At 70.7% G+C, this 24785-nt stretch carries 23 protein-coding genes; 11 read left to right on the forward strand and 12 right to left on the reverse strand.

The window, feature by feature from the left end; genetic code table 11:
* Positions 1-22 precede the first annotated feature (22 nt).
* Both BMY07_RS03075 and BMY07_RS03085 read right to left on the reverse strand, forming a co-directional pair.
* The gene (locus tag BMY07_RS03075) at positions 23-895 is read right to left on the reverse strand and encodes a hypothetical protein (RefSeq protein ID WP_143073320.1); all 873 of its coding nucleotides are present in this window, start codon (positions 893-895) and stop codon (positions 23-25) included.
* On the reverse strand, positions 888-1475 hold the full coding sequence (locus BMY07_RS03085; RefSeq protein WP_218150570.1) for an RNA polymerase sigma factor: 588 nt from the start codon (positions 1473-1475) through the stop codon (positions 888-890). Before BMY07_RS03085 ends, BMY07_RS03075 begins: the two co-directional genes overlap by 8 nt.
* 137 nt (positions 1476-1612) lie before the next feature.
* Between BMY07_RS03085 and BMY07_RS03090 the strand changes: the two genes are divergently transcribed.
* On the forward strand, positions 1613-1819 hold the full coding sequence (locus tag BMY07_RS03090) for a hypothetical protein (RefSeq protein ID WP_092774829.1): 207 nt from the start codon (positions 1613-1615) through the stop codon (positions 1817-1819).
* Positions 1820-1881: 62 nt separating this feature from the next.
* On the opposite strand, the gene BMY07_RS03095 is transcribed toward BMY07_RS03090, so the two are convergent.
* The 7 genes from BMY07_RS03095 to BMY07_RS03125 all read right to left on the reverse strand — a co-directional run bounded on the left by BMY07_RS03095 (position 1882) and on the right by BMY07_RS03125 (position 10183).
* Entirely contained in the window at positions 1882-2601 is a 720-nt protein-coding gene (locus BMY07_RS03095) for an alpha/beta fold hydrolase (protein ID WP_092774830.1), read from the reverse strand.
* 559 nt (positions 2602-3160) lie between these two features.
* Positions 3161-3751: a TetR/AcrR family transcriptional regulator gene (locus BMY07_RS03100; RefSeq protein WP_092774831.1), complete on the reverse strand. Its 591-nt coding sequence runs from the start codon at positions 3749-3751 to the stop codon at positions 3161-3163.
* Between the two features lie 25 nt (positions 3752-3776).
* Entirely contained in the window at positions 3777-4610 is an 834-nt protein-coding gene (locus BMY07_RS03105; protein WP_092774832.1) for an ATP-binding cassette domain-containing protein, read from the reverse strand.
* Positions 4607-6424 (reverse strand): dipeptide/oligopeptide/nickel ABC transporter permease/ATP-binding protein, encoded by a 1818-nt coding sequence (locus tag BMY07_RS03110; protein ID WP_092774833.1) that lies wholly within the window; start codon positions 6422-6424, stop codon positions 4607-4609. The genes BMY07_RS03105 and BMY07_RS03110 overlap by 4 nt, the downstream gene beginning before the upstream one ends.
* Positions 6421-7362: an ABC transporter permease gene (locus BMY07_RS03115; protein ID WP_092774834.1), complete on the reverse strand. Its 942-nt coding sequence runs from the start codon at positions 7360-7362 to the stop codon at positions 6421-6423. The genes BMY07_RS03110 and BMY07_RS03115 overlap by 4 nt, the downstream gene beginning before the upstream one ends.
* 61 nt (positions 7363-7423) lie before the next feature.
* Positions 7424-8974, reverse strand: coding sequence for an ABC transporter substrate-binding protein (locus BMY07_RS03120; protein ID WP_092774835.1), 1551 nt, complete (start codon positions 8972-8974; stop codon positions 7424-7426).
* A 231-nt stretch (positions 8975-9205) separates the two neighbouring features.
* Positions 9206-10183 carry a methyltransferase family protein gene (locus BMY07_RS03125; RefSeq protein WP_092774836.1) on the reverse strand — a complete coding sequence of 326 codons (978 nt, stop codon included), beginning with the start codon at positions 10181-10183 and terminating at the stop codon, positions 9206-9208.
* A gap of 281 nt (positions 10184-10464) precedes the next feature.
* Between BMY07_RS03125 and BMY07_RS03130 the strand changes: the two genes are divergently transcribed.
* The 6 genes from BMY07_RS03130 (at position 10465) to BMY07_RS03155 (ending at position 17109) form a co-directional block, all read left to right on the forward strand.
* A complete protein-coding gene (locus BMY07_RS03130; protein ID WP_092774837.1) occupies positions 10465-11187 on the forward strand; it encodes an SDR family NAD(P)-dependent oxidoreductase in 723 nt (240 codons plus the stop codon).
* 650 nt (positions 11188-11837) lie between these two features.
* Entirely contained in the window at positions 11838-12944 is a 1107-nt protein-coding gene (locus BMY07_RS03135; RefSeq protein WP_092774838.1) for a zinc-binding dehydrogenase, read from the forward strand.
* Positions 12945-12963: 19 nt separating this feature from the next.
* Positions 12964-13917: an aldo/keto reductase gene (locus BMY07_RS03140; protein ID WP_092774839.1), complete on the forward strand. Its 954-nt coding sequence runs from the start codon at positions 12964-12966 to the stop codon at positions 13915-13917.
* Positions 13918-14006: 89 nt separating this feature from the next.
* Complete coding sequence (locus tag BMY07_RS03145; protein ID WP_425426222.1) at positions 14007-14921, forward strand: alpha/beta hydrolase; 915 nt, start codon at positions 14007-14009, stop codon at positions 14919-14921.
* A complete protein-coding gene (locus tag BMY07_RS03150) occupies positions 14918-15901 on the forward strand; it encodes an alpha/beta hydrolase (RefSeq protein WP_092774840.1) in 984 nt (327 codons plus the stop codon). The genes BMY07_RS03145 and BMY07_RS03150 overlap by 4 nt, the downstream gene beginning before the upstream one ends.
* Positions 15898-17109, forward strand: coding sequence for a multidrug effflux MFS transporter (locus BMY07_RS03155; protein ID WP_092774841.1), 1212 nt, complete (start codon positions 15898-15900; stop codon positions 17107-17109). Before BMY07_RS03150 ends, BMY07_RS03155 begins: the two co-directional genes overlap by 4 nt.
* 35 nt (positions 17110-17144) lie before the next feature.
* Here BMY07_RS03155 and BMY07_RS03160 read toward each other — a convergent pair whose 3' ends face one another.
* Positions 17145-18089, reverse strand: coding sequence for an NAD(P)H-binding protein (locus BMY07_RS03160; RefSeq protein WP_092774842.1), 945 nt, complete (start codon positions 18087-18089; stop codon positions 17145-17147).
* A 94-nt stretch (positions 18090-18183) separates the two neighbouring features.
* On the opposite strand from BMY07_RS03160, the gene BMY07_RS03165 reads away from it, so the two are divergent.
* Positions 18184-19125 carry a helix-turn-helix domain-containing protein gene (locus BMY07_RS03165; protein WP_092774843.1) on the forward strand — a complete coding sequence of 314 codons (942 nt, stop codon included), beginning with the start codon at positions 18184-18186 and terminating at the stop codon, positions 19123-19125.
* Positions 19126-19179: 54 nt separating this feature from the next.
* Here the strand turns inward: BMY07_RS03165 and eno are convergent, their stop codons facing one another.
* Positions 19180-20463, reverse strand: a complete 1284-nt coding sequence (gene eno, locus BMY07_RS03170) for a phosphopyruvate hydratase (protein ID WP_092774844.1) — start codon at positions 20461-20463, stop codon at positions 19180-19182.
* Positions 20464-20546: 83 nt separating this feature from the next.
* On the reverse strand, positions 20547-21146 hold the full coding sequence (locus BMY07_RS03175; RefSeq protein WP_342741519.1) for a hypothetical protein: 600 nt from the start codon (positions 21144-21146) through the stop codon (positions 20547-20549).
* 658 nt (positions 21147-21804) lie between these two features.
* Between BMY07_RS03175 and BMY07_RS03180 the strand changes: the two genes are divergently transcribed.
* The 3 genes from BMY07_RS03180 (at position 21805) to BMY07_RS03190 (ending at position 24747) form a co-directional block, all read left to right on the forward strand.
* Positions 21805-23286, forward strand: coding sequence for an alpha/beta hydrolase (locus BMY07_RS03180; RefSeq protein WP_092774846.1), 1482 nt, complete (start codon positions 21805-21807; stop codon positions 23284-23286).
* Entirely contained in the window at positions 23283-23540 is a 258-nt protein-coding gene (locus BMY07_RS03185) for a MarR family winged helix-turn-helix transcriptional regulator (protein ID WP_177215405.1), read from the forward strand. The genes BMY07_RS03180 and BMY07_RS03185 overlap by 4 nt, the downstream gene beginning before the upstream one ends.
* A 112-nt stretch (positions 23541-23652) precedes the next feature.
* Positions 23653-24747, forward strand: coding sequence for an AI-2E family transporter (locus BMY07_RS03190; RefSeq protein ID WP_092774847.1), 1095 nt, complete (start codon positions 23653-23655; stop codon positions 24745-24747).
* The last annotated feature ends 38 nt before the right edge of the window (positions 24748-24785 follow it).

Below are 24785 nucleotides of genomic sequence, written 5' to 3' on the forward strand. Positions count from 1 at the left end.
CCGCCGGTCCCGGAAGGTTCCCTCAGTCGCCGAGGAACACGTTCGCCATGCTCAGTAGCACCTCTTCGCCGACCGGGCCGCTGATCGCGTAGGTGTAGCCGCCACTGGTCCAGGTGAGGCGGGAACCCTTGCAGATGACGACGCCCTCCAATGCTCGGCCGCCCTTGCTGGTGTAGACCACCGGGTAGGAGTTCGTCCGAGGGGCTCGTGTCCAGGTGGCCAGGTGTCGGCCGATGATCACGTCTTCCTCTGCCGTCGGGTGATCGGGCTCGGCGTACGGTCGGCCCACGGCGGGGGAGTAGCGCTCGACGACCACCCGCGCGCCGCCCACCTGGTACATCGCGGTCATCATCGCCGTATCGCCGAACCGCCAGTACACGCCCGTGAGCTCTCCCAGCGACGGGCTCGACGGCAACACCCACCCAACCGTCGCGGCGTCCGGAACCGGGACGAACTCGTCGATCGCCACTGCCTCGCACCCGTCCTCGGACGTGCTCTCGGGTGCGACGGCGATGGTCGGGCTCCCAGCGCCGACCACCTGCCCAGGTCGATCCACCACGCCCAACACCAGGGCGCTCGCCCCCACCGCCAGCACCGCCACCGCCGCGGCGACCGACCACACCCCTTTCCTGGCCCCGACCGGCACGCTCCCCACACGGGCCACCACGGCTCGACCCGGTTGCGGAGCGACGGTGAACCCGGACCGGGGTGATCCGGTGGGCGTCCTGGTCCTGGTCGGTCCGCTCGGCTTCCACGAGTGGGCCGCCTTGCCGGTGTTGCTCGATGTCCTCGCGGCGACCCGGGCCATGATCGCTGCCACCGCCGGGTCATTCGGGGGTTGGCGCAGGTGCTGTTCCGCCGTCGCCAGTTCGGTGATCAGGTCGTCGTCACGCATGGCCGCGCACCCCGTCGTCGAGCCGCTGGTCCAGTGACACCGGGACCACCGCCCGCAGCCGGGCCAGGGCCCGGAACGCGCGTGACTTCACCGAGCCGCGCGGCCAGCCCAGGACCTGCGCGGTCTCCGCCTCGGTCAGGCCGAGCAGGTAGCGGCACCCCAGCACCTGCCGGTCCTTCTCCGGCAGTCCGAGCAGCGCCGACCACAGCACCCGGCTCCGCTCCGCGGCCTCCGCCGTCCGGTGCGGGTCCCCGGACCCGACCACCTCGTCCACCGACTCCCGCAGCACCGCCACCCGCCCGGTCACCCGGTCCCGCCGCGTGCGCGTCCGGTGCAGGTTCCGCGCCTGGTTCACCACGATCCGCAGCAGCCACGGCCGGAACGGCTCCCCGACCCGGAACCCGGCCAGGTGGTCGAAGGCCCGCACGAACGCCTCCTGCACCACGTCCTCGCAGTCCGCCCCGGCCCCCGCCAACGCCGCCACCCGGCAGGCCACCCCGTGGTACCGCCGCACCAACACCTCGAACGCCCCCAACTCGCCCGCGACCGACCGCACGACCAACCCGCCATCGTCGTCCACGGCACCGCCCGCCCCTCGCCACAGCCACCACCCCGCCCTCCGGGTACACCGCAGGTCTCGGGATGGTTTCACGGCCGCGCCGCCGGGCACCGGCATTGCTCCGTACCAGGTACGCTGGCGCCTCGCCGGTGGGGCCTGTGACGGGAGCCTGGCGCTACCGATGGCGGTACAGCCGGCTGGTCGCCGACGACATCCAACCCCGGCGCGGCAAGGGTGTGGAGTCGGTGCCCGGTCCGGACTTCCGGGTCAGGCACCGGGTGCGGGTCGTCGCGGAGGGCACCTGGCTCACGGTGTCGGTGGACGGGGGACTCGGGCGGTCGTGGCAGGCGCTCGCGGAGGCCTGACGGTGAACGTTGACCGGGTCCAGCGGGGGTGACGCGCTCCCGTCGTCAGCTCCTGTCTGTCGTCAGAGCCCGAGGAAGGCTAGGACGGCGGCGCGGAAGTCGGGGCCTGCCAGGGCGCCGACGTGGTCGCCGGGGATGTGCTGGAGCTTGGCGTCGGGGACCTGGGCGGCGAGGTGGTCGATGCCCTGGGCCATCGGGTCCTCCTGGCCCGCGAGGAACAGGGTGGGGACCTGGGGGGCGCCCGCGGCGGGGTCGAACGGTTCGCGGGCGAGGCCCTCGACGAGGTTGAGCAGGGACGCGGTGTCCTGGCCGGGGGTGGTCACCAGGTGGGTGATGATCCCGGTCAGCATGTCCTGCGGCTGCGGCCCACCCGCGGCAGCGGCCCTGGCGACCGCGAGGTCTACCGCGGCGAACGGCTCCATCGGGCTCAGCCCACCGAGCACGAGCCTGCGCACCGGGATCGCCTTCGCGAGGTCCCACGCCAGCCGCGCCCCGAGCGAGTACCCGACCAGGTCGACCTCCCCGCCGCCGATCCCCTCGGCCAACCTCGCGATCAAGTGCGCGCTCGTCACCTCATCGGGCGACCCGACAGCAGGCCCGCCCGCGTGCCCGGGCAGGTGCACCACCACGGTCTCCCGCCCCGCCTCGGTGAGCACGTCGGCCCACCGCTCGGCAGGCCAGTCGATGTCCCCACTGCTCGCGAACCCGTGCACGAGCACGACAGGCGGGCCGGAAACCCCGGCGGTGGACGCGGTGCGGGTGGTCGGCAGTGCGTTGGTCATTCTACGAGCGTAGACACAAACGACGATCGTCTCAAGCGGCTGTTGCTTCCGGTGGGGTCCGCCGACGTTCACCCGTCCCAGCGACAGAAGTTATCCACATCTAGATCTTGTCGGGGCTGTTTTCAAGATCGCCTGTCGGGGGGTGCCGATAGACTGGCACTGGGACGCCCCCCGGAGAGGGTGGGGGCTGGGGCCGGACTGGCGTGCGCGCGCGAAGCGACTCGGAGTGGGACAGGAGGGCCGCTTTGGCGCAACAAGGCTGCATCGGCGTAACAGGGTCGCTTCGACACAACTGGGCCGCTTCGGCGTAACAAGACTGCTTCGGCGCTAGAGGGCCGCTGGAGTGTAAGAGGACCGCTGGAGTGCAAGAAGGCCGCTGGGGAGGAGGAAGGCCACTGAAGTGCAAGAGGGCCGCTGGGCAGTAGGCGTCTGAAGGCGAGTGGTTCCAGTGCGATCTTGCCAAAGGTGCGGATGGTGCGTGCGGTCAGCGTGCCAGGGGGACTCCGGCGCGTGAATGGCCCGCCGTGCCCGTGAGGGGGCACGGCGGGGCCAGGAAGGGCTATGCGGCGATGCGGGTCAGGACGCTGTCCACGTAGTCGCTGTAGCGGTCTATCAGGTCGCCCACGGGGTGCATGAGGCTGGCCACGTTGGCGCCGATGGTGACGGAGATGATCTCGTCGGCGAGGGTGCCCACGGTGGGCGACTCCGGGGTTCGGCCCTGGGTGCAGGCGGCGGCTATGCGGCGGGTCAGCTCGGCTCGCCAGGCGGTGAGGAGTTCTCGGTACTGCCTGGCGAGGTCCGGGTTGGCGACCGAGTGCTCCCACAGCACCAGCAGCACCCGCGCCGAGGTGATCCGGTGCTCGTCCAGCGGCATCGCCGCCTCGACGAAACCGCGCAGCGCGTCGGCCGGGCTGGCCGAGGGGTCCAGTGTGGACACCCGGGTGTCGGTCTCGCGCAGCACGCTCTCGAAGGTGGCCGCGATGATGCCGTCCTTGTTCGCGAAGTAGTGCTTGAGGGCGCCATTGGCGAAACCGGCCGCGGTGACGATGCTGCGCATCGTGGCTGCCTCGAAGCCGCCAGCGGCGATCAGCCGCTTGGCGACCTCGACGATCTCCCGGCGCCGCTGATCATGGTCGATGACCTTCGGCATGGTGGTGCTCCGGTTGAGCTCGGTGTCACGCCGACTCGCGAAGGCCGAGCCAGGCGGCCCGGCGTTCGGCTTGGCGTGCCGGGTCGGCGACGGGTGCTGCCAGCAGCAGCCGCCGCGTGTACGGGTGGGACGGTTCGTGGGTGACGGTGTGGGTCGGTCCCGACTCGACGATCTCGCCGTGGTACATCACCGACACGCGGTGGCACACCCGGCGGACGACCCCGAGGTCGTGCGAGACGAACAGGTACGACACCCCGGTCTCGCGCTGCAGGTCGATGAACAGCTCCAGGATCGTGGCCTGCGTCGTCAGGTCCAGCGCGCTCACCGGCTCGTCGCACACGATCAGCCGGGGGCGGCGCACCAGCGCCCGCGCGATGGCGATGCGCTGCCGCTGACCGCCGGAGAACTCGCTCGGGTACCGGTGCACCGAGTCCGAGGGCAGCCGCACCCGGTCCAGCATCTCGGCGACCGTGGCCCGGGCCTGGACCCGTGTCGTGCCTGCGACTTCCAGCGGCTGGGCCAGGACCTCGCCCACCGTCATCGTCGGATCCAGTGAGCCGTAAGGGTCCTGGAACACCACCTGGATGTCGTTGGCCAACCGCCGACGAGCCGCACCGCGCGCGTGCGTGATGTCCTGCCCGTCGAAGGTGATCCGACCCGACTCCACCGGGGTCAACCCCAGCAGCGCCCTGCCCAAAGTGGACTTGCCGGAACCGCTCTCCCCGACCAGTCCCACGCACTCCCCGGCCCCGACCGAGATCGAGACCCCCTTCAGCGCGCGGAACCGGACCTTGCGGGCGAGCCGGTAGTCGACAACCAGGTCCTGCACCGACAACAGCGGCGCGAAATCTGCGGTCATCGTGCGTCGTCCTCTCCGCCCGCGTGCGCGAGTGCGCGGTCCAGTTCGTCGCGTCCCTCGACGTCGTCGAGCGAGGCGCTGATCAGCTCGGCGGTGTACGGGTGCGCCGGGGCGCGGAAGATCTGCTCCACCCGCCCGGTCTCCACGATCCGACCGTCCTTCATCACCACGACCCGGTCGCAGATGTCGGCGACCACACCGAAGTTGTGCGTCACGATCACCAGCGCCATGCCGTACTCCTGCTGCAGCTCCCGCAGCAGCTCCAGCACCTCGGCCTGCACCGTCACGTCCAGCGCGGTGGTCGGCTCGTCGGCGACCAGCACAGACGGCCTGCCCGACACCGCCCCCGCGATCAGCACGCGCTGCGCCATGCCGCCGGAGATCTGGTGCGGGTACGACCCGAGCACCCGCTCCGGGTCCGTGATGCCCACCCGGACCAGCACCTCCCGAGCCCTGGCCCGCGCGTCGGCCTTGGACAGCCCGTGCACGTACCGCAGCGGCTCGACCAGCTGGTGCTCGATGGTGTAGCACGGGTCCAAGTTGGACAGCGGCTCCTGCGGGACGTACCCGATGGAGCGCCCCAGCAGGGCGGCCCGCTCGGCCGAGGACAGCTTGCTGACCTCGCGCCCGCTGATCCAGATCCCGTCCGCGACCGCCGTACCACCCGAGGGCAGCAGGTCGAGCACGGCGAAGCTGGTCTGCGTCTTGCCCGACCCCGACTCGCCCACGATCCCGAGCACCTCGCCGGGCGCCGCGTCCAGCGACACCCCGCGCACGACCTCCTTGACCCCGCTCTGGGTGGCGTACCCGACCCGCAGGTTCTCCACCCGCAGAGCGCAGTCCTCCAGCGCGTGCTCGTGCGACCCGCTCGCCACCCGGTCGGACAGCTCGGCCGCCGAGGGCGCCGCCAGCTCGTGCCGCACCCTGGCCCTGGACCGCTTGCTCGGCTGCTCGGCCCGGATGCTGATCAGGTCGGCCAGCGTCGACCCGATGAACGCCAGCGCCGCGATGGTGACGCCGAGGGCGATCGAGGGCCAGAGCAGGATCTTCGGGAAGGTGAGCATGGTGTTGAAGCCGTCGTTCATCATCTGGCCCCAGCTCGGCGTGGACGCCGAACCGATGCCGAGGAACTGCAGGCCCGCCTGCATGCCGATCGCGATGCCCGCGGTCAGCGCCGTCTGCACCACGATCGGCGCGTACACCGCGCGCATCATGTGCGTGCGCAGGATCCGCGGGTTGGTCACCCCGGCGACGCGGGCGGCGTCGATGTAGGGCTCCTTGCGCACCGCCATCGCCCGCGCCCGGCTGATCCGGTAGTAGCCGGGCGCCATGAACACGCCCAGGGCGACCATCAGGACCGGGAACGACTGGCCGGTGCCCGCCGCGACCACCAGCAGCACGATCATGCCGGGGATCGACTGGAGCGCGTCGCTGATCCACGAGCAGATCCGGTCGGTCACCCCGCCGAAGTAGCCCGCGCTCACGCCTGCCGGGACACCGAGCACCAGACCGGCGACACAGGTGATCACCGCGCCGTAGAGCGTGGTCCGCGCGCCGTAGAGCAGGCGGCTGAGGATGTCGCGGCCCGCGGAGTCGCCGCCGAGCAGGTGCCCGTTGCCCGGTTCGGCGTGCACGATCTTGAAGGTGACGAAGTTCGGGTCGAACGGCGCCAACCACGGCGCCAGGACCGCGGCGGCGACCACGAGCAGCAGCACCACCAGCGCGACCACGCCGAGCGGTCGGCGCAGGTAGCGGCGCAGCAGCGAGATCCGCCGCACGGGCGCCAGGGTGGCGGGGAACGGGGCTGTGGTCATCGCTCGCGCACCTTCGGGTTGACCCACCCGAGCACGAGGTCGAGCAGGAAGTTGACGAGGACGACGAACACCACGGTCACGGCGGTCAGCCCGAGCAGCACCGGGATGTCCCCGATCTGCGAGGCGGACTGGGTGAGACTGCCGATGCCGGGCAGGTTGAACACGATCTCCACGACGATGGCGCCGCCGAGCAGGCCGACGAACATCAGCGCCAGCACGGTGAGCGCGGACGGCGACGCGTTGCGCAGCACGTGCGTGGTGACCCGGCGCCTGGACAGCCCGCGCGCCCGCAGGGTCCGCACGAAGTCCTGGTTGTTGACCTGCAGGAAGCCGTTGCGCAGCTGCTCGCCGACCATGACGATCGCGCCGAGCGCCAGCGACACCGAGGGCAGCGTGATCGAGCTCAGCCACCCGCTGACCGACACCTCGGGGGAGACGTAGCCGATGGCGGGGAACCAGCGCAGCTCGATGGCGAACCAGGTGACCAGCACGAGGCTGACCCAGAAGCCGGGCAGCGCGAACAGCACCACCGAGGCCAGCTTGAGGCCGCGGTCGAGCAGGCCGCCCGGGCGCAGGCCGCAGGCGATGCCGACCGCGACGCCGATGACGGCCGCGAGCACGGTCGCGAACACGACCACCGACAGCGTCACCGGGACCCGCAGCGCGAGCTGGTCGCCCACGGGCTGGAAGCTGCGCCACGAGGTGCCGAAGTCACCGGTGGCGGCGTGCGAGACCCAGTCCCAGAACTGGGTCAGCAGCGGCCGGTCGTAGCCGATCTTGGCGCGCAGCGCCTCCTGCTGGGCGGCCGTGGCGCTGTTGCCGAGCAGCCCGGGGGTGGGGTCCCCGATGGCGACGTGCGCGAGGAAGAAGGTGCCGCTGCACACCACGATGAGCAGCAGGACGCCCGAGAGCAGGCGTTTGGCGATGAAGGAAAGCATTGTCTCGGCTCCTCACCGGCAGGTCCGTCCACTCGGGACGGACCTGCCGGGCACGGGCGCGTCAGCCGCGCTGGATGAACCGCAGGGTCGGGAACATCATGCCGGTGACCGGCTGCACCTTGATGCCCTTGACGCTGAAGTAGGTGTTGTCGGCCTGGTACCAGACGCTCCACCAGGCCAGGTCGACCAGCTTGGTGTTGAGCTTCTTGAGCAGCTCGGTCTGCGCCGCGCCCTCATCGGCCTTCTCCACCTCGTCGACCAGGGCCTTGACCTCGGGGAACTTGTCCACCGACGGGTTCGGGTTGTACCACTGCGCGGTGGTGACCTGGTCGCTGAGCGTCGCCATGTCGTTGCCGCTCATGGCGATCACGGCGAGGAACATCGGGTAGGTCGGGGCGTTCTTCTGGTAGTCCGGCATCGCCATGTCGACCCACTCGACCTTGATGCCCAGCTCGCCGAAGGTCTGGTTCGCCGCGGGCTGCCAGGCCTGGAAGATCGGCGACATCGGCATCTTGACGCTGAAGCCGTCCGGGTAGCCCGCCTCGGCCAGCAGCGACTTGGCCTTGGCCATGTCGGTCTTGTACTTGGTGTCCATCGACTTGTCGTAGACGCCGCCGTCGACCGGCCACAGCTGGTTGGTCGCGGTGCCCGACCCGTTGCCGACCGCCTGCAGGATGCCCGCGGAGTCGAACGCGTAGCTGATGGCCTGGCGCACCTTCTGCTCACCGAGCGCCTTGACCTGCGCGCCGGTGCGGTCGGCGAACTGCACGCCGACCCACGAGGACGGCTTGGAGGCGACGTTCCAGCCGTTCTCCTTGGCCTTGGCCAGGTTCGCCGCGTTGGCGAACTGCATGTTGAGCTGGCCGGAGAGCATCGCGTTGAAGCTCGCGGTCTGGTCGGTGATCGGGAACAGCTTCACCGAGGGGAACGGGTAGGTCGCGCTGTCCCAGTGGTTCGCCTTCTTGGTGAAAACGTACTGCGACTGCGGCGCGGAGTTGGCCTTGTCGAAGGTGTACGGGCCGGACCCGACCGGGCCGTTGGCCAGCGAACCGGCCTGGATCGCGGCGGGGGAGGCCATCCAGCTGCGGCCGAGACCCATGAAGTACAGCAGCGAGTCGTCGCGCTTGGTCAGCTTGATCTCGATGGTGTCCTCGTCCTTGGCGGTGGCGCCGGAGACGTTGAGGTAGGCCTGGCCGGAGCGCACGCCCTTCTTCAGGTGGTCGATGTTGGCCACCGCGGCGGCCGCGTCGAACTTCTGGCCGTCCTCGAAGGTGACGCCCGTGCGCAGGTCGGCGGTGAGGGTGAGCCGGTCGGCCGACCACTCCCACTTGGTGGCCAGCGCGGGCACCGGCTTGCCGCTGTTGTCCAGTGCGACCAGCGGGTCGTAGACGGCGGACATGTACGGGCCGTCGAAGCCGATGTCGGCGCTGGCCGGGTCCCAGGACGTGACGTCGAGGAAGACGCCCGCCTTGAGCTCGGTGATCTCCTGGCCGCCGCCGTTGCCGCCGGTCGTGCCGCCCGCGGTGCCGCCCGCGTTGCCGGTACAACCGGCGAGCGCGGTCGCCGCCGCGACGGCGATAGCGACCAGTGCCGCTGTCCGTGTCCTCGTCATGGAGCCTTCTCTCGGGTGGGGGGACTAGCTCACGGGGGTCCCGCGCCGCTGCCGCGAAGCCGTCCTCGCCTTGCGAAACATGCGGATCAAGAAGTGAGACCTGGCTCACTGTGGTGCGGGATAGTCTACGGTCGTCGGCAAATAAATCAATGGTCTACCGACGTTGAAAATTCTCGGGCTTTCCCGGCCGCTGGCGGTGGACAACTGCCGGGCCGGGCGGGTAACGCCTGGTCAGATCGCGTGGGCGACCAGTACGCGGGGGCTGCCTGGCAGCGCGATGACCTCGCGCGCCGCCCAGCCGGTCGCCGCCAGCCAGCCGCGGACCTCGGCCTCGGGGTAGACCACTGTTCCGTCGATGACGAAGTACTCGCCCGCGTGCAGGCCGTCGATCGCGCGCTGGCGCTCGTCGTCGTCGAGGAAGAAGTCGAGCAGCAGCAGGGTCGCGCCGTCGCTCGCGGCCGCGCGCGCGTTGGCCAGGATCGCCTGGTTCTGCTCGGCGGTGAACCGGTGGATGACGTGGTTGACCATGACGATGTCGTGGTCGCCGCCGGGTGCGGCGGTCTCGGTGGGGGCGGGCTCGACGCTCGCGCGGTCGGCGAAGCCCGCCGCGGCCACGGCGTCGACGATGGCCTGCTCGAAGTCGGGCGCGAAGACGAACTTGACGGTCAGCTCGGCGTTGGCCCGCAGCGCGCCCAGGGCGAACTCGGGGGACAGGCCGCCCAGGTCGAGCATCGACTTGTAGGGGGTGAAGTCGAAGCCGCGGGCCAGCATCGCCGCGTGCAGCGCGTTGTAGCGCATGACGCCCGCCATGAAGGTGCCCCAGCGGGCCTCGTCCATCTGCAGCTCGCCCGGCGTGGTGGTGTCGACGCTCTTGTCGAACTGCAGCCAGTGGCCGTAGCTGATGTCGTTGAGGAAGGTGAGGAACGGCGCGAGGTCGGTGTCGCCGCTACCGGCGAGGAACGCGGCGGAGTCGTCGGCCAGGGAGTACTTGCCGTCGACGCGGTCGAGCAGGCCCTTGCCGTTCATCGCGTCGGCCAGGATGCGGACCATCCGCTCGCTGACGCCGGTGGTCTCCGCCAGCTCCGCCGCGGTGCGCGGGCCGTCGGCCAGCGCCGGGAACAGCCCGATCCGCGACGCGGCGAACAACTGCTTGGCGCCCATGTAGCCGATCGCGATGTCGACGATGCGGTCAGGGGTGGGTGCGGTCATGGACTGCTCCTCGCAAAGGGGGTGGTGGGTTCGCCCGAGCCTGGTGCGCTGACGGGGAGAGTGGTTAGTCTATGTACGTAGACTAAAAACGCCAGCCCGGCAGTCAAGGGTCTTTGGTGCCCGGCGAGGTAACAAGATGTCAAGGTTGCGTAACGTCCCGGTCACGTGCGGAATATCGCCCGTTGGCGAACAACAGCCGGTAGTCGGTCCGGTACCGGCGTGACCGGGGCAAATGTCTACGCACGTATATTCATGGTCCGGTCAGTCGAGAGGAACCCACGATGACTTCTGCGCGCACCGTCCTGGTCACCGGGGGAGCGGGCGGCATCGGCCGCGCGATCGCCACCGCGTTCTCCGCCCTGGGTGATGACGTCGTCATCGCCGACCTCGCAGGCGTCGAGGAAGCCGCCGCCGACCTCGGCGTGCGCGGCGTGACCCTCGACATCACCGACGAGCCCTCGATCACCGCCGCCCTCGCCGAGGTCGGCGAGGTGGACGTGCTGGTCAACAACGCGGGCATCCTGACCGTGCACGGCGCCCTGCTGGAACTGCCTGCCGCCGACCTGCTCAAGATCCTCCAGGTCAACGTCCACGGCACCTTCCTCACCACCCAGCACGTTGCCCGCCGCATGGTCGCCAGGGGCCAGGGCGGCACCATCGTCAACCTGTCCTCCATCGGCGGCCGCCAACCCACCCCCGGCATGGGCGGCTACGAGAGCAGCAAGGCCGCTGTGGACGCGTTGACCAGGTGGGCGGCCATCGAACTGGCCCCGCACGGCATCCGGGTCAACGCGGTGGCCCCCGGGCCTGTGCTGACCCCGATGCTGGCCCTCGGCCTTCCGGAGGGTTCCCCTGCTCGTGAGGCCTGGGTGAGCCGCATCCCGCTCCGCCAGCTGGCGCCGGTTGAGCAGGTTGCCGCCGCTGCGGTCTTCCTGGCAGGGCCTTCTGCTGCCCACATCACGGGTGTCAGCCTGCCGGTGGACGGCGGCCAACTACTGGTGTAGACCCACCACCCCGAAGGCCCCAACAAGCCCCCTCGGGCGCGCCCCCAAACGACGTTGGCCAACCACCCGGCCCTCACAGACGTTGGCCCCAATGCACCCCTCACGGGCGTTGGCCGACAAACTGCCCCTCTCAGACGTTGGCCGAACCGCGCTCCTCGGAGTCGCTGGTGCCAAGCCGGCTCGATGGGGTGGACTTGTTTTGTGTGGGGGAGCAGTGCCCGTAGCGTCGTCCACGCGGCAGGGCCTGCTTTTCGGCCCCTGCTTTGTGGTTCTGCCACGGGTGCTGTCGGGGCCCCGCGCAAAACGAGTCCACCGCATCGAGCAAAGCTCGTAACTCGCGCCCGGGCCAATGCCGAAGGCGAGGTCTGTTCGTCGACGCCGCAGGCGAGACCGAGAGCCGGAACACCCTCAGCTCAAGATCAAACCCACCACGGCAGCCCCCGATACACAGCCTACCGAGATCCCCCCAAGCCTCTGAAGCCCCAACTCGCCCCCTGTGGATGGCTCACCCCCCTGTGGATGACCCCCGGCGACCGTTCACCCCGCTCCAAACCCGCTGTGGCGAGCCTCTCGACTTTTTTATCGACAGACGTAGACTAACCAGCACTGGGATGGCCGGTGTGCGCCTCCCGGGTATCGGAAGGAGTGCGATGACCGTCCCCACCTCCACCCGCGCGGCGGTGCTGATCGAGCACGGCAAGCCGCTGCACCTCACTGAACTTCCGCTGCCGTCAGAGGTGGAGCCGGGGGCCGCGTTGGTGCGGGTCTCGTGCGCCACCCTGTGCGGTACGGATGTGGAGATCTGGTCGGGGAAGATGAGCTTCCCCGGCATGCTGCCCATGGTGCTCGGCCACGAGATGGTCGGCGAGGTCGTCGCCGTTGGGGCGGGTACCCGGGACGCGCTGGGGCGGGAGATCGCCGTGGGGCAGCGGATCGGGTGGTCGGAGTCCACCTGCGGTGAGTGTTACGGCTGTGTCGTGCTGCGGGAGCCGGTTGCCTGCTCCAAGCGCGGTTACGGGTTCCTGCAGCGCTCCGACGTGCCCCCGTATGCCACCGCGGGCCTGTCCGAGTACGCCTACGTCGTCCCCCGCGCCGCCAAGTTGCTGCTCCCCGACGCCGTGCCCAGCACCTGGGCCGCGATGGCCGGGTGTGCGGCGAAGACCGTGCTCAGGGCGTTCACCTACGTCGGTGGACTTACCGGCAAGCAGGTCGTCGTGCAGGGATCCGGCGCGCTCGGGATCTTCGCCACCGCGGTCGCGCACATCTCCGGGGCGGCGAAGGTCATCACGGTCGGCGCGCCCGAGTCGCGGTTGACGCTCGCGGGGGAGTTCGGGGCCGACGCGGTCGTCGACATCTCGCTGGGGTCCGATGGCATCGTCGAGCGGGTCCGCGAGCTCACCGGCGGCCACGGCGCCGACCTGGTGCTCGACTTCGCGGGTGCCCCCACCGTCGGCCCCGAGGCGGTGGCGATGGCCGCGCAGCGCGGGCAGGTCGTCATCGTCGGCACCACCGGGCCGGTCTCCGCGCCGCTGCCGCTGGGCACCGTGATGGGCAAGGAGCTCACCATCTCCGGATCGCTCAACGGCGACATCTCCGACTACCACCGGGCGATCGAGTTCTTCGGCGCCTTCGCCGACCGGTTCCCCTGGGACCGGCTCTTCGGCACCCCGGTCGGCCTCTCGGCCGCCTCCGACCGGATCGAGGCCATGCACCGGCTCGACGAGGTCAAGGCCGTCATCGACCCCCGTCTCCCCTGACCCCGTAGGAGCACCCACCGTGTCCGTCCTCCCCCGCCGCCGCCTCGGGAACACCGAGCTGGAGGTCTCCGCCCTGTCCATCGGCTCCTGGCACACCTACGACCGGATGGACTTCGCCGACGCCGTCGCGATGGTCCGCACCGCCGTCGCCGCCGGGATCAACCTGTTCGACGTCGGCGTCTACGGCTTCCCCGGCATGCCGCCGGTGTTCACCGACGTCATCTGGAGCGCGATGATGCGCGCCTCCGGCATCCCCCGCGAGGAGTACCTCGTCTCGGCGAAGCTGTGGCTGGAGGGCTTCGGCGACGAGGGCTTCCGCCCACAGCTGGAGAACGCCTTCCTGCGCGGCGGCTTCGACGTCGCCGACCTGGTGATCCTCGGCGACATCCGGCGCGACGACATCGTCCTGGAAGACCTCGTCGACGACCTCGCCACCCTCAAGAAGGCCGGGCTCATCCGCGCCTGGGGCGTCAACAACTGGTCGGCGACCAACATCCGCCGCCTCCAGGAGATCGCCGCCGAGCGCGGGGTCGACGGCCCCGAGATCGCGCAGCTCAAGTACAGCATCGGCCGCCGGTCCATCCCGGACGGCGAGCCGTTCGCCGCGCTGTTCGACGACGGCTTCAGCATGCAGGCTTCCGACGTGCTGGAGGGCGGTCTGCTCGCCGGGTCGACCACCGGCCGCGAGGTCGGCCGCGACCCCGGCGGCGTCCAGGCCAAGATCCGCGACAACGCCCCCGCCGTCGCCGAGGTCGCAGCCAAGCTGGGCACCAGCGCCGCCCGCCTCGCCGTCGCCTTCACCCTGACCCACCCGGCCAACGTCACCACCCTGTTCGGCGCGACCAAGCAGTCGCAGCTCGCCGACAACCTGGCCGCCGTCGACCTCGTCGAGCAGGTCGGCCGCGAGGAGCTGCGCGCGCTCGTCGAGCCGTTCTGGTTCGACCGCGGCGTGGTGGACCCGGAGGGCCCGTGATCACCGACCCCACGAGCGAGGACTCCGCCGTGACCCACACCCCCGTCCCGTTCGACCCGGACATCGAGGGCGCGCTCGCCCGGATCGTCATGCCGGACGCCCCGCCGTTCACCCCGGAGACCATCCCCGGGATGCGCGCGGGGATGGCCGCGATGTTCCCGCCCGCCGCGGAGGCCGTCGGTGACGCCCCGGTCGACGTCGTCGAGCGCACCATCCCCGGCCCGGACGGCGCGCCGGACCTGGAGATCACCATCATCTCCCCGCGCGAGCTGGTCGGCACCGTGCCCGGCCTCTACAACATCCACGGCGGCGGCATGATGGTCGGCCACCGCAACATGGACGTCGGCAGGCTGCTGGCCCTCGTGCTGGAGCTGGGCGTCGTCGCCGTCAACGTCGAGTACCGGCTCGCCCCCGAGCACCCGCACCCCGCGCCGGTCGAGGACTGCTACGCCGGGCTCGTGTGGATGGCCGACAACGCCGCCGAGCTGGGCGTCGACCCCGACCGCATCGTCGTCATGGGCGGCAGCGCGGGCGGCGGCCTGTCCGCGGGCGTCGCCCTGCTTGCCCGCGACCGCGGCGGCCCCGCGCTCGCCGGTCAGCTGCTGCTGTGCCCGATGATCGACGACACCAACACCACCGTCGCCAGCCACCAGTACCGCGGCATCGGCACCTGGACCCGCGAGTCCAACCTGGCGGGCTGGCGGTCGCTGCTCGGCGACGCGGTCGGCACCGACGCGGTGTCCCCGTACGCCGCGCCCACCCGCGCCACCGACCTGTCCGGCCTGCCGCCCGCGTTCATCGAGGTGGGCAGCGCCGAGCCGTTCCGCGACGAGGACACCCAGTACGCGCTGCGCATCTGGGCGACAGGCGGCCAGGCCGAGCTGCACGTGTGGAGCGGCGCGTTCCACGGCTTCGACATGTACGTGCCCGACTGGCCGGTCAGCAAGGTCGCCCTGGAGACCCGCAACTCCTGGTTCCGCCGCGTGCTGGGGCTGGGCAGATGAGCGCCGAGAGCTACCAGCCGGTCCCGTACGACCCTGAGCTGGAGCCCGGCCTCGCCGCGTTCCTCGACATGGTCGAGCGGATCCCGCTGCGCGCCGACACCATCCTGGTCAACCGCGACCACTTCGCCACCATCCTCCCGCCGGTCGAGGTCATGGTCGGCGACCACCCGGTCGACCTGGAGGAACGCGTCGTGCCCGGCCCGGCCGGGGCGCCGGACATCGAGTTGACCATCGTGCGCCCGCGCGGCGGTGTGACCGGCGCGCCCGCGATCTACAGCATCCACGGCGGCGGCATGGTCCTGGGCAACCGGAGCTTCGGCATCGACGGCCTCATCGCCGACGTGCTGGCCTTCGGCGCGGTCGGGGTGTCGGTCGAGTACCGGCTGGCCCCCGAGCACCCGGCGCCCGCCGCCGTCGAGGACTGCTACGCGGGCCTGGTGTGGCTCGCCGAGCACGCCGACGAACTCGGCGTCGACCCCGACCGGATCATCGTCACCGGTGCCAGCGCGGGCGGCGGCCTCTCCGCCGGGGTCTCGCTGCTGGCCCGCGACCGCGGCGGGCCGCGCATCGCCGGTCAGGTGCTGCTGTGCCCGATGCTCGACGACCGCAACACCAGCGTGTCCACCCGCCAGTACGACGGGCGCGGCGCCTGGGACCGCAACAACAACGACACCGCCTGGGACGCCATCCTCGGCGCGAAGCGGTTCACCGACGAGGCGTCCCCGTACCAGGTCCCGGCCAGGATGGCGGACCTGTCGAACCTGCCGCCCGCGTTCATCGACGTCGGCGCCGCGGAGATCTTCCGCGACGAGGCGACCGAGTACGCGCTGCGGATCTGGGCCACCGGCGGGCAGGCCGAGCTGCACGTGTGGGCGGGCGGGTACCACGGCTTCTCCGGGTTCTCCCCGGACGCCGAGGTCTCCCGCGCCGCGGTCGCGGCCAGGCTGTCCTGGCTGCGGCGGATCCTGCGGTCGCCGTGAGCCTGCGCCGCGTCGCCGTCGTGCTGGGGCTGCTGGAGATGTTCGGTCCGATCTCGATGGACCTCTACATGCCCGCGCTGCCCCAGCTCGCGGTCGAGCTCGACACCAGCTCCAGCCTCGCCCAGGCCACCATGTCGGCGTGCATGCTCGGCCTGGCGCTCGGCCAGCTGGCGGTCGGGCCGCTCAGCGACCGGTTCGGCAGGCGCAGACCGCTGCTGATCGGCGTCGGGCTGTTCGCGGTGCTGTCGCTGGTGTGCGCGATCACCCCGTCGATCGAGCTGCTGCTGGCCGCCCGGTTCTTCCAGGGGCTGTGCGGGTCGGCGGGCATCGTCATCGCGCTCGCCGTCGCCCGTGACCTCACCGAGGGCGTCGACCTGGTGCGGCTGCTGGTGATGCTGACGACGGTCGGCGCGCTGGCACCGATCGTGGCCCCGGTGGTCGGCGGGCAACTGGCGCCGATCATGGGGTGGCGGGGGATCTTCGCCGTCCTCGCCGCGATCGGGGTCGCGCTGTTCGTGCTCGCGCTGACCGCTTTGCCGGAGAGCCTGCCACCGCAGGCACGACACGCTCCCGGCGCCGAGATGGGGTTCACCGTCCTCGTGCGGGACCGGCTGTTCCTCAGCTTCCTGGTCGTCGGCGCGTTCGGCGGCACGGCGTTCTTCACCTACCTGGCCTCGATCAGCTTCGTGCTGCAGGACAGCTACTCACTTTCCCCGCAGCTGTTCAGCGTCTGCTTCGCGGCGAACGCGGTCATGTCGGTGATCGGCGCGCAGATCAACCGGGTGGTGGTGCGTAAGGCCGGGCCCGCGCGGATGTACGTGATCTGCACCGTCGCCACGGCGGTCGCCGCGCTCGCCATGCTGGTCACGGTGCTGTTCGACGCGGGGATGGTCGCGCTGCTCGTCCCGCTGGCGCTGATGATGCTCGTCGGCGGCGGCACCCAGTCCAACGGGTCGGCGCTGGCGTTGGCCGACCACCGGGACCGGGCAGGCTCGGCGGCGGCGTTGCTGGGCACGTCCGGGTTCGCCATCGGTCCGCTGGTGGCGCCCCTGGTGTCGCTGGGCGGGACCACGCCGTTGTCGATGAGTCTCACCATCGCCGTGGCGTACGGGTGTTCGGCGGTTCTGGTGTGGCTGGTCGTGTTGCCGCGGTTGCGCCGCCAGCCGGTGGGGGTCACGGTCGCCGCGCCTGTGCCGCCTGGTGTGTGAAAGCCCGGCCGACCCGGTGGTCGGCCGGGCTTGTTCTATTCCAAGGTGATGCGGGGGGACAGGGCACGCAGGAAGTCGAGGGCGTCGAAGATCTTGCCGGGTGCGGCGACGCCGGTGGTCTTGGTCTGTCCAGTGAGGACACGGTGCGCGGCTTCCACGACGAGCGGGGCGCTGACGGCGTAGATGTCCTGTCCACTTGCGACAATGCGGCGCTCTTGCCTGCCCTTGCGCACTCTCACGTCGACCACGAAGGACTCCGCGGTCGTCCTCTCCTGTGCTGCTGACAGGTCCTGTGCCGCGGTCGTCGCCATGTGGGTGCGCACCTCGGGAATGGCCAGGTGGCTCGGGATGGTGACGATGTCGGCCATGCTGAACTCGCTGATCACCTCGCGCGGCCCCGCCGGGAACGGCCACAGCCGGGTCGACGGGGTGTCGTCGTGGTACTCGAGCCTGCCGCCGGTGTGGCGGACCCGGCGGCCGTCTCGTCGCTGCCGGGAGATCGCGCCCGCGGTGAGGGTGCCGGGGGTGGGGTGCCAGCCGGTGAGGCCGTAGGCGACGTCGACCTCGTCGGCGCTCGTCCAGTCGGCCATCGCGGCGGTGGCCAGCAGGTCGCCGAGACCGCCGAAGAAGGCCATCGCCGGGACGACCGTCGTGGTCGTGACCTGGGCGAACGTGTCGACGTTCGCCTCGATCTCGGCGGCGATGTCGAGGTAGGGGATGCCCGCGCGCTCTGCTGCTTCCATGACGGGTCTCGCGGTGAGGGCGAACGGGCCGGCGCAGTTGATCACCGCGGCAGCGCCGTCGAGGGCCCGGTCGAGTGCGGCGAGGTCGTCGATGGCGGCTTGGCGGGTGTGGGGGCCCAGCGTGGCCAGTTTGGCCGGATCGCGTCCGGAGGGGATCGGGTCATAGCCGCGTTCCCGCAGCTCGGCGACCACGAACCGGCCGGTGTGGCCGTACGCCCCGTACACCGCGACCTGCATCAACTCTCCCTCGGGTGATCCACTGTGGACATCCTGGGGGGTGCGCCTCGTTCGGACCAGTGTCCGGAACGACATGACGCGTACACTTTCGGACATGCCCACTGTCGCGCTGGCCGCCACCGACGGCATGCTGCACTTCGAGCTGGCCCTGGCGCACGAGGTCTTCGGCACCGCCGGGGTGGTCGAACCCTGGTACGACTTCGCGGTCTGCGGTGAGGGGCCGGTGCGGCTCGGGCGGTTCCACCTCGTGCCCGATCACGGCCTCGACCAGCTGGTCCACACCGACCTGGTGATCGTCCCCGGGTGGACCGATGTCGATGTCGAGCCGCCGGCGGCCCTGGTCGAGGCGGTGCGCGCGGCCCACGCGGCGGGTGCGCGGGTGGCGTCGCTGTGCACGGGGGCGTTCGTCCTGGCCGCCGCCGGTCTGCTGGACGGCCGCCGCGCCACGACCCACTGGGCGCACACGACCGAGCTGGCCGCCCGGTACCCTCGGGTGCAGGTCGACCCCGACGTCCTCTACGTCGACAACGGCACCGTCCTCACCTCAGCGGGCAAGGCCGCCGCGATGGACCTGTGCCTGCACCTGGTCCGCTCCGACTACGGCTCCGCGGTGGCCAACACCCTCGCCCGCCGCCTGGTCGTCCCACCCCACCGCGCGGGCGGCCAGGCCCAGTTCGTCACCACCCCGGTGCCCGCCAGCGACACCCACCCGCTCACCGCGCTGCTGCCCTGGATCACCGAACACCTCGACCACCCCTTCACCGTCGAGGACCTCGCCCGCCAGGCGAACCTCAGCACCCGCACCCTCACCCGCCACTTCCACGCCGCCACCGGAACCACGCCCCTCCAATGGCTGCTCACCCACCGCGTCCGCCTCGCCCAACACCTCCTCGAAACCACCGACAAAACCATCGAGTCCATAGCGGCGGCCACCGGCCTGGGCACCCCCACCACCCTGCGCCGCCACTTCACCCGCACCCTCGGCATCCCACCCGACACCTACCGCCGCACTTTCCGGCCGCGCCCAACAGCCTGACCTCGCGGGCGCTGCCGCGTCACGTGGAAGTCTTGTTCGGCGGCCGGGGGAGTGTCAGCGGTTGGTGCTCAGGGAACGGGCGCCCGCGTAGCCGGCCTGGGAGCCCAGATCCTCCTCGATCCGGATCAGCTGGTTGTACTTGGCGGTGCGGTCCGAACGCGACAGTGAGCCGGTCTTGATCTGGCCGCAGTTGGTGGCCACCGCCAGGTCGGCGATCGTGGTGTCCTCGGTCTCGCCGGAGCGGTGGGACATGACCACCGAGTACCCGGCCTTGAAGGCGGTGCCCGCGGTCAGCAGCATCTCGGTGAGGGTGCCGATCTGGTTGACCTTCACCAGGATCGAGTTCGCGATGCCGTCGTCGATGCCCTGGGCCAGCAGGGAAGCGTTGGTGCAGAACACATCGTCGCCGACGAGCTGGATGTGCGCGCCCAGCGCCTCGGTGACCAGCTTCCAGCCCGCGAGGTCGTCCTGCGCCATGGCGTCCTCAATGGACACGATGGGGAACCGGCGCACCAGGTCGGCCAGGTACTCGACGTGCTCCCCGACCGAGCGCTTGCGGCCCTCGCCGCGGTAGTCGTACACGCCGTCGGCGTAGAACTCCGACGCGGCCGGGTCGAGCAGCACCGCGACGTCCTCGCCCGGGGTGTGGCCGGAGCGCTCGATCGCGGCGACCACGAACTCCAGCGCCTCGTCCGCGGTACCCAGGTTCGGCGCGAACCCGCCCTCGTCGCCGACGTTGGTGTCGTGCCCGGCGTCCCGCAGCTGCTCGCGCAGGGTGTGGAAGACCTCCGACCCGACCCGCACCGCGTCGGCGAAGTCCTCCGCACCGACCGGGGCGATCATGAACTCCTGGAAGTCGAGCGCGTTGTCCGCGTGCGCGCCGCCGTTGATGATGTTCATCATCGGCATCGGCAACAGGTGCGCGTGGACGCCGCCGACGTAGCGGTACAACGGTTGCCGGTGCGCCGCCGCGGCCGCCTTGGCCACCGCCAGCGAGACCCCCAGGGTGGCGTTGGCGCCCAGCCGCGCCTTGTTCGGCGTGCCGTCCAACTCGACCATGACCCGGTCGACCTCGGACTGAGCCTCCGCGTCCAGGCCGGTGAGCGCGTCGGCGATCTCCCCGTTGACCGCGCCGACCGCCTTGCGCACGCCTTTGCCGTGGTAGCGCGACTTGTCACCGTCCCGCAGCTCGACGGCCTCGTTCGTCCCGGTCGACGCGCCGGAGGGCACCGCGGCCCTGCCCAGCGACCCGTCCGCCAGTTCGACGTCCACCTCGACGGTCGGGTTGCCCCGGCTGTCGAGCACCTGCCGCCCGACAACGCGCGCGATCGCGGTCAAGTCACTCCTCAACGCTGAGATGTGCCTGGTCGCCCCGATCCTGGCAGCGCCCACCCGCGTCTGGCCTGCTTGTGTGCGCAGGGCTACACCGGCCGTTCCCTCGGCACCACGAATGACGCGACCACGATCACATCCCAGAGGTCGACGGCGTTCTGCGGTACCAGTGCGGTGAACTCGTCCCAGCGGATCTTGCTGTTTCCGGCTATCAGCTCGCTGAGTCTGTCTTTTGCCTGTGCGCCTATTACCGGGGCCATCCGGTCGAGCGCGGCTTCGACGTCCAGGTCGTGCGCCGGGTATTCGGCCTCCAGGTCGGCGATTGTCGCGAGGACCTGCTCGGTGCGGTCCGCGCCTTCCCGGACGCTGTCGAGGAGTCGCCTCAGTTCGGGGCGGTCGAGGAAGATGGCCAACTCGCGCACGACATCGGCGGGCTCGTCGGCGACGTGCACGAAGTTGAGCACCCGGTTCGGCGGCCGGAGCACCGTCCGCAGGTGGTGCCACTCGTTCAGCGCGGGATCCGTGACCCCCTTCAACGCCCCCAACCGCACCGTCGCAGGCACCCCCGGCGTCGGCCGAACATCCCGCGCCACCACCAACACCACGTCATTGGCCGCGTACCACAACGACGAGAACCGCAACCGGTCGACCGGGTACACGTCCCAGTCGTACCGCCACACCTCCCGCACCGAATGCCTCGTATACCCGAACCGCGCCGCCCCCACCGGCACAAAACCATTCCCCACCAGATAATCCACCACCCGACGCCCCCGCCGCCCCACCACCGCATCCGGCTTCACCGTCAGCAGGGCCAACCCGCTCAACTCCTCAATCACACCCCCACCAAACACGTCGACGAACTCCGCCCACCCTTCACGGAAGTGGAGATCCCACCCGAACACCCGCGACTTCCCCGGGACGACGGTCAACCAGGACCACTCGTCCTCCGTGGGCACCCCATCGCGCCGCTCAACCGGATTCAATTCCCACACCATGCCCACGATCGTCCCACACCCAAGCATCCTCAGTGGACTCCCGCTCCCCGCTGGATATCTCCTCAGGAACCGACCACCACCGTCTTCAGATTCCCGGACTTATCCACAACCCTTCGAACCGGTGGACTGACGCCAGGTGGATGGCCGACTGGTACCGGTGTGAGCTGCGGAGAGTCTCGATGAGTGAGGCTTTTTGTGCCGCAATGGGGACTGACCATCCTTTCCGGACTGTTCGGTGCGCTCTGTGCAACGGGAATCGGGAAAAGTGGGCCATTGGGACGATTGTGCGCCGATTCGGACTGGTGAACACTTCCTGTGCCCGGGTGGGCATCGGCGGTGGAGGTGGCGGGCTGTGGGTTCGGTGTCCCGGGTGGTCGGCGGGTTGGTCGCGGTGGTTGGGCTTGTGGTGGGGGTGGGGCCGGTGGCCTCGGCGGCGCCCGGGGTGGTGGGTGGGGGTGTTGAGTGGCGGCCTTGCGCGGAACTGCCCGAGGTCGAGTGCGGAACCGTTCGGGTGCCGGTGGACTGGGGGAATCCGGGCGGGGCGAGGTTCGACCTGGCGCTGGCCAGGCGGAAGGCCGCGAAGCCGGACAAGCGGGTCGGGAGCCTGGTGATCCACCCGGGTGGGCCGGGGCCGTCCGGGGTGGAGTTCGCGTTCGCGGCGCCGTCGTGGTTCAGTCAGGACATCCGGGACCGGTTCGACATCATCGGGTTCGACCCGCGCGGTGTCGGGCGGAGTAGTCCGATTGTGTGCTCGTCGGACCTGCTCGCCGCCAGGCCGTCGACCTACCCGACCACGCAGGCCGGGTTCGACGCGATCGGGCGGTACAACCGGAAACTCGCCGCCGACTGCCGGGCGCGCAGCGGCCCGATCTACGACCACGCCGACTCCCTAGCCGTCGTCGACGACGTGGACGCGATCCGCCGGGCCCTCGGCGAGCGGAAGATCAGCTACTACGGCGTCTCCTACGGCACCCTCGTCGGCCAGCTCTACGCCGAGCGCTACGGCCGCAACCTGCGCGCGATGGTCAACGACTCCAACCTCGACCACAGCGTAGACGCCAAGAGCTTCGTCGAGACCACAGCGAGCGCGGGCGCAGACTCGTTCCGCGAATTCGAGAAATGGTGCACCGCCAACGAGAACTGCGCCCTACGCGGCCGCGACGTCGGCGCCTTCCTCGACAACCTGGTCGCCCGAGCCGATCGCGGCGAGATCACCGAACCCGGCGACCCCAGCCGCAAGGTGACCACGAGCCAGATCCTCCAGTACACCCTGTGGTCGCTCTACGATCCCAGTTGGACACAACTCTCCCACTGGCTGCTCGCCCTGTCCGGCACCACGGCGAAAGCGCTTGCCGCCAACGAGGTCGAGCCCAACCCGTTCCTCCCGGTCTTCTGCCAGGACTGGCAGATCCGGCCCCGGTCGCTGCGCGAGTACACCGCGCTGCTCGACCGGTCGCGGGAGCTGTCGCCGCACCTGTCCCGCGCGTTCCTCAGCCACGACATCGTGCACGGCTGCGTCGGCCTGCCGGACGCCACCAATCCGCAACGCCGTCCCCGCCTCGACGACGCGCCCACGATCCTGATGCTGAACAACCTGCACGACCCGTCCACCGGCTACGACTGGGCCCGGTCGTTCCACCGCAAGACCCGCGACAAGACCGTCCTGCTCACCTACGAGGGCTGGGGCCACATCTCCTACATCCGCACCGACTGCGTGCGCAAGGCTGCCGACCGGTACCTGATCACCCTGCGCGCCCCCGCCGACGGCACCCGGTGCGCGCCCGCCGAGTCGCCCGAACTCCCGATCCCCGCGGTGGCCGTCGCGGCCCGATGACCCCGGAAGCCCTCTCGCCCGCCGGGTGGGAGGGCTCCCGCGCGTCTGACCGCAGGCCCGACCCCACCGACGGTCGCTACACGCTGGCGACCCCCACCGACGAGGGCATGGCCGCCCTGGTCGACAGCGCCCCCGGCCACGTCGACACGGTCCGCCGCGTGGTGTTCGACAGCCTGACCAAGGCGCAGGTCCGCCAACTCCGCGACATCGCCCGCCGCGTCAACCAGGCCACGGGCGACAACACCCCCTGCTGACCTGGACCGGGGACCTGGCGCTCCGGTCGTCGGCGGGAGTTCAGCCGAGCATCACCCGAACACGGCGGAGTTGTTGCCTGCTGAACGGTGGGGCGGGTGCTTAGGTGGTCTCGTGGGTGACACCGTGAACGCGGGCAAGGCGAGGGCGGCGTTGCGCTCCTCCGCGCGGACCAGTCTCGACGTGCTGCTGGTGCTGCTGCTGTCGGGGGTGGTGCTGTGGCTGCTCGGCTGGATGTGGTCGGTCATCTGGCCGGTGGTGATCGCGCTGCTGATCACCACGCTCACCTGGCCGCTCGCCCGGTTCCTGCGGGTGCGCGGCTGGCACCCGGCGCTGGCGGCCTCGGCGGTGACCGTGCTGTTCCTGCTGGTCGCGGTCGGGACGGCGGCGCTGATCGCGATCCCGGTGGCCTCGCAGTCCGGTGACCTGGTCGACGGGGTGGTCAGCGGCATCCAGCAGCTGCGCGAGTGGGCGTCCGGCCCGCCGCTCAACATCCGCGACGACCAGGTGACCAGTGCGCTCGACGCGGGCGTCGCCCGGTTGCAGGGCAGCGTCGGGAGCATCGTCAACGCGACCGTGACCGGCGTCGGGACGGTCGCCAACGGGCTGGTGACCGCCGTGCTCGCGGTGTTCCTGATGTTCTACTTCCTCAAGGACGGCCCCCGCTTCCTGCCGTGGCTCGCCCGGCAACTGCCCGGCCGCCTCGCCCTGGACGTCCCGGTCGTGGCCACCCGCTGCTGGGACACCCTCGGCTCGTTCGTCCGCTCCCAGGCGTTCGTCGGCCTGCTCGACGCGGTGTTCATCGGCATCGGCCTGTGGATCATGGGCGTGCCGCTGGTGCTCCCGCTGGCGGTGCTGACCTTCGTCGCCGCCTTCGTCCCGATCGTCGGCGCCCTGTTCGCCGGCTTCGTCGCCGTGCTGATCGCCCTCGTCTCCAACGGCCCGACCGACGCCCTGATCGTCCTGGGCATCATCATCGCCGTGCAACAACTGGAGGGCAACGTCTTCCAGCCGATGCTCCAGAGCCGCAGCCTCGGCCTGCACGCCGCGGTCGTCCTCCTGGCGGTGACCCTCGGCGGCACCCTCGCGGGCATCGCGGGCAGCCTGCTGGCCGTCCCGGTGGCCGCCATCGCCGCCGTGATCTGGCGCCACCTGCGCGAACGCCTCACAGACCCGGCCCCTGAGCCCGTTGATCCCGAGACCGCCTGAGTGGCGCCTGCTGTCCACTATGGACACTTGATCGTTGG

Source organism: Actinokineospora terrae, from assembly GCF_900111175.1.
GTDB classification, from domain to species: domain Bacteria; phylum Actinomycetota; class Actinomycetes; order Mycobacteriales; family Pseudonocardiaceae; genus Actinokineospora; species Actinokineospora terrae.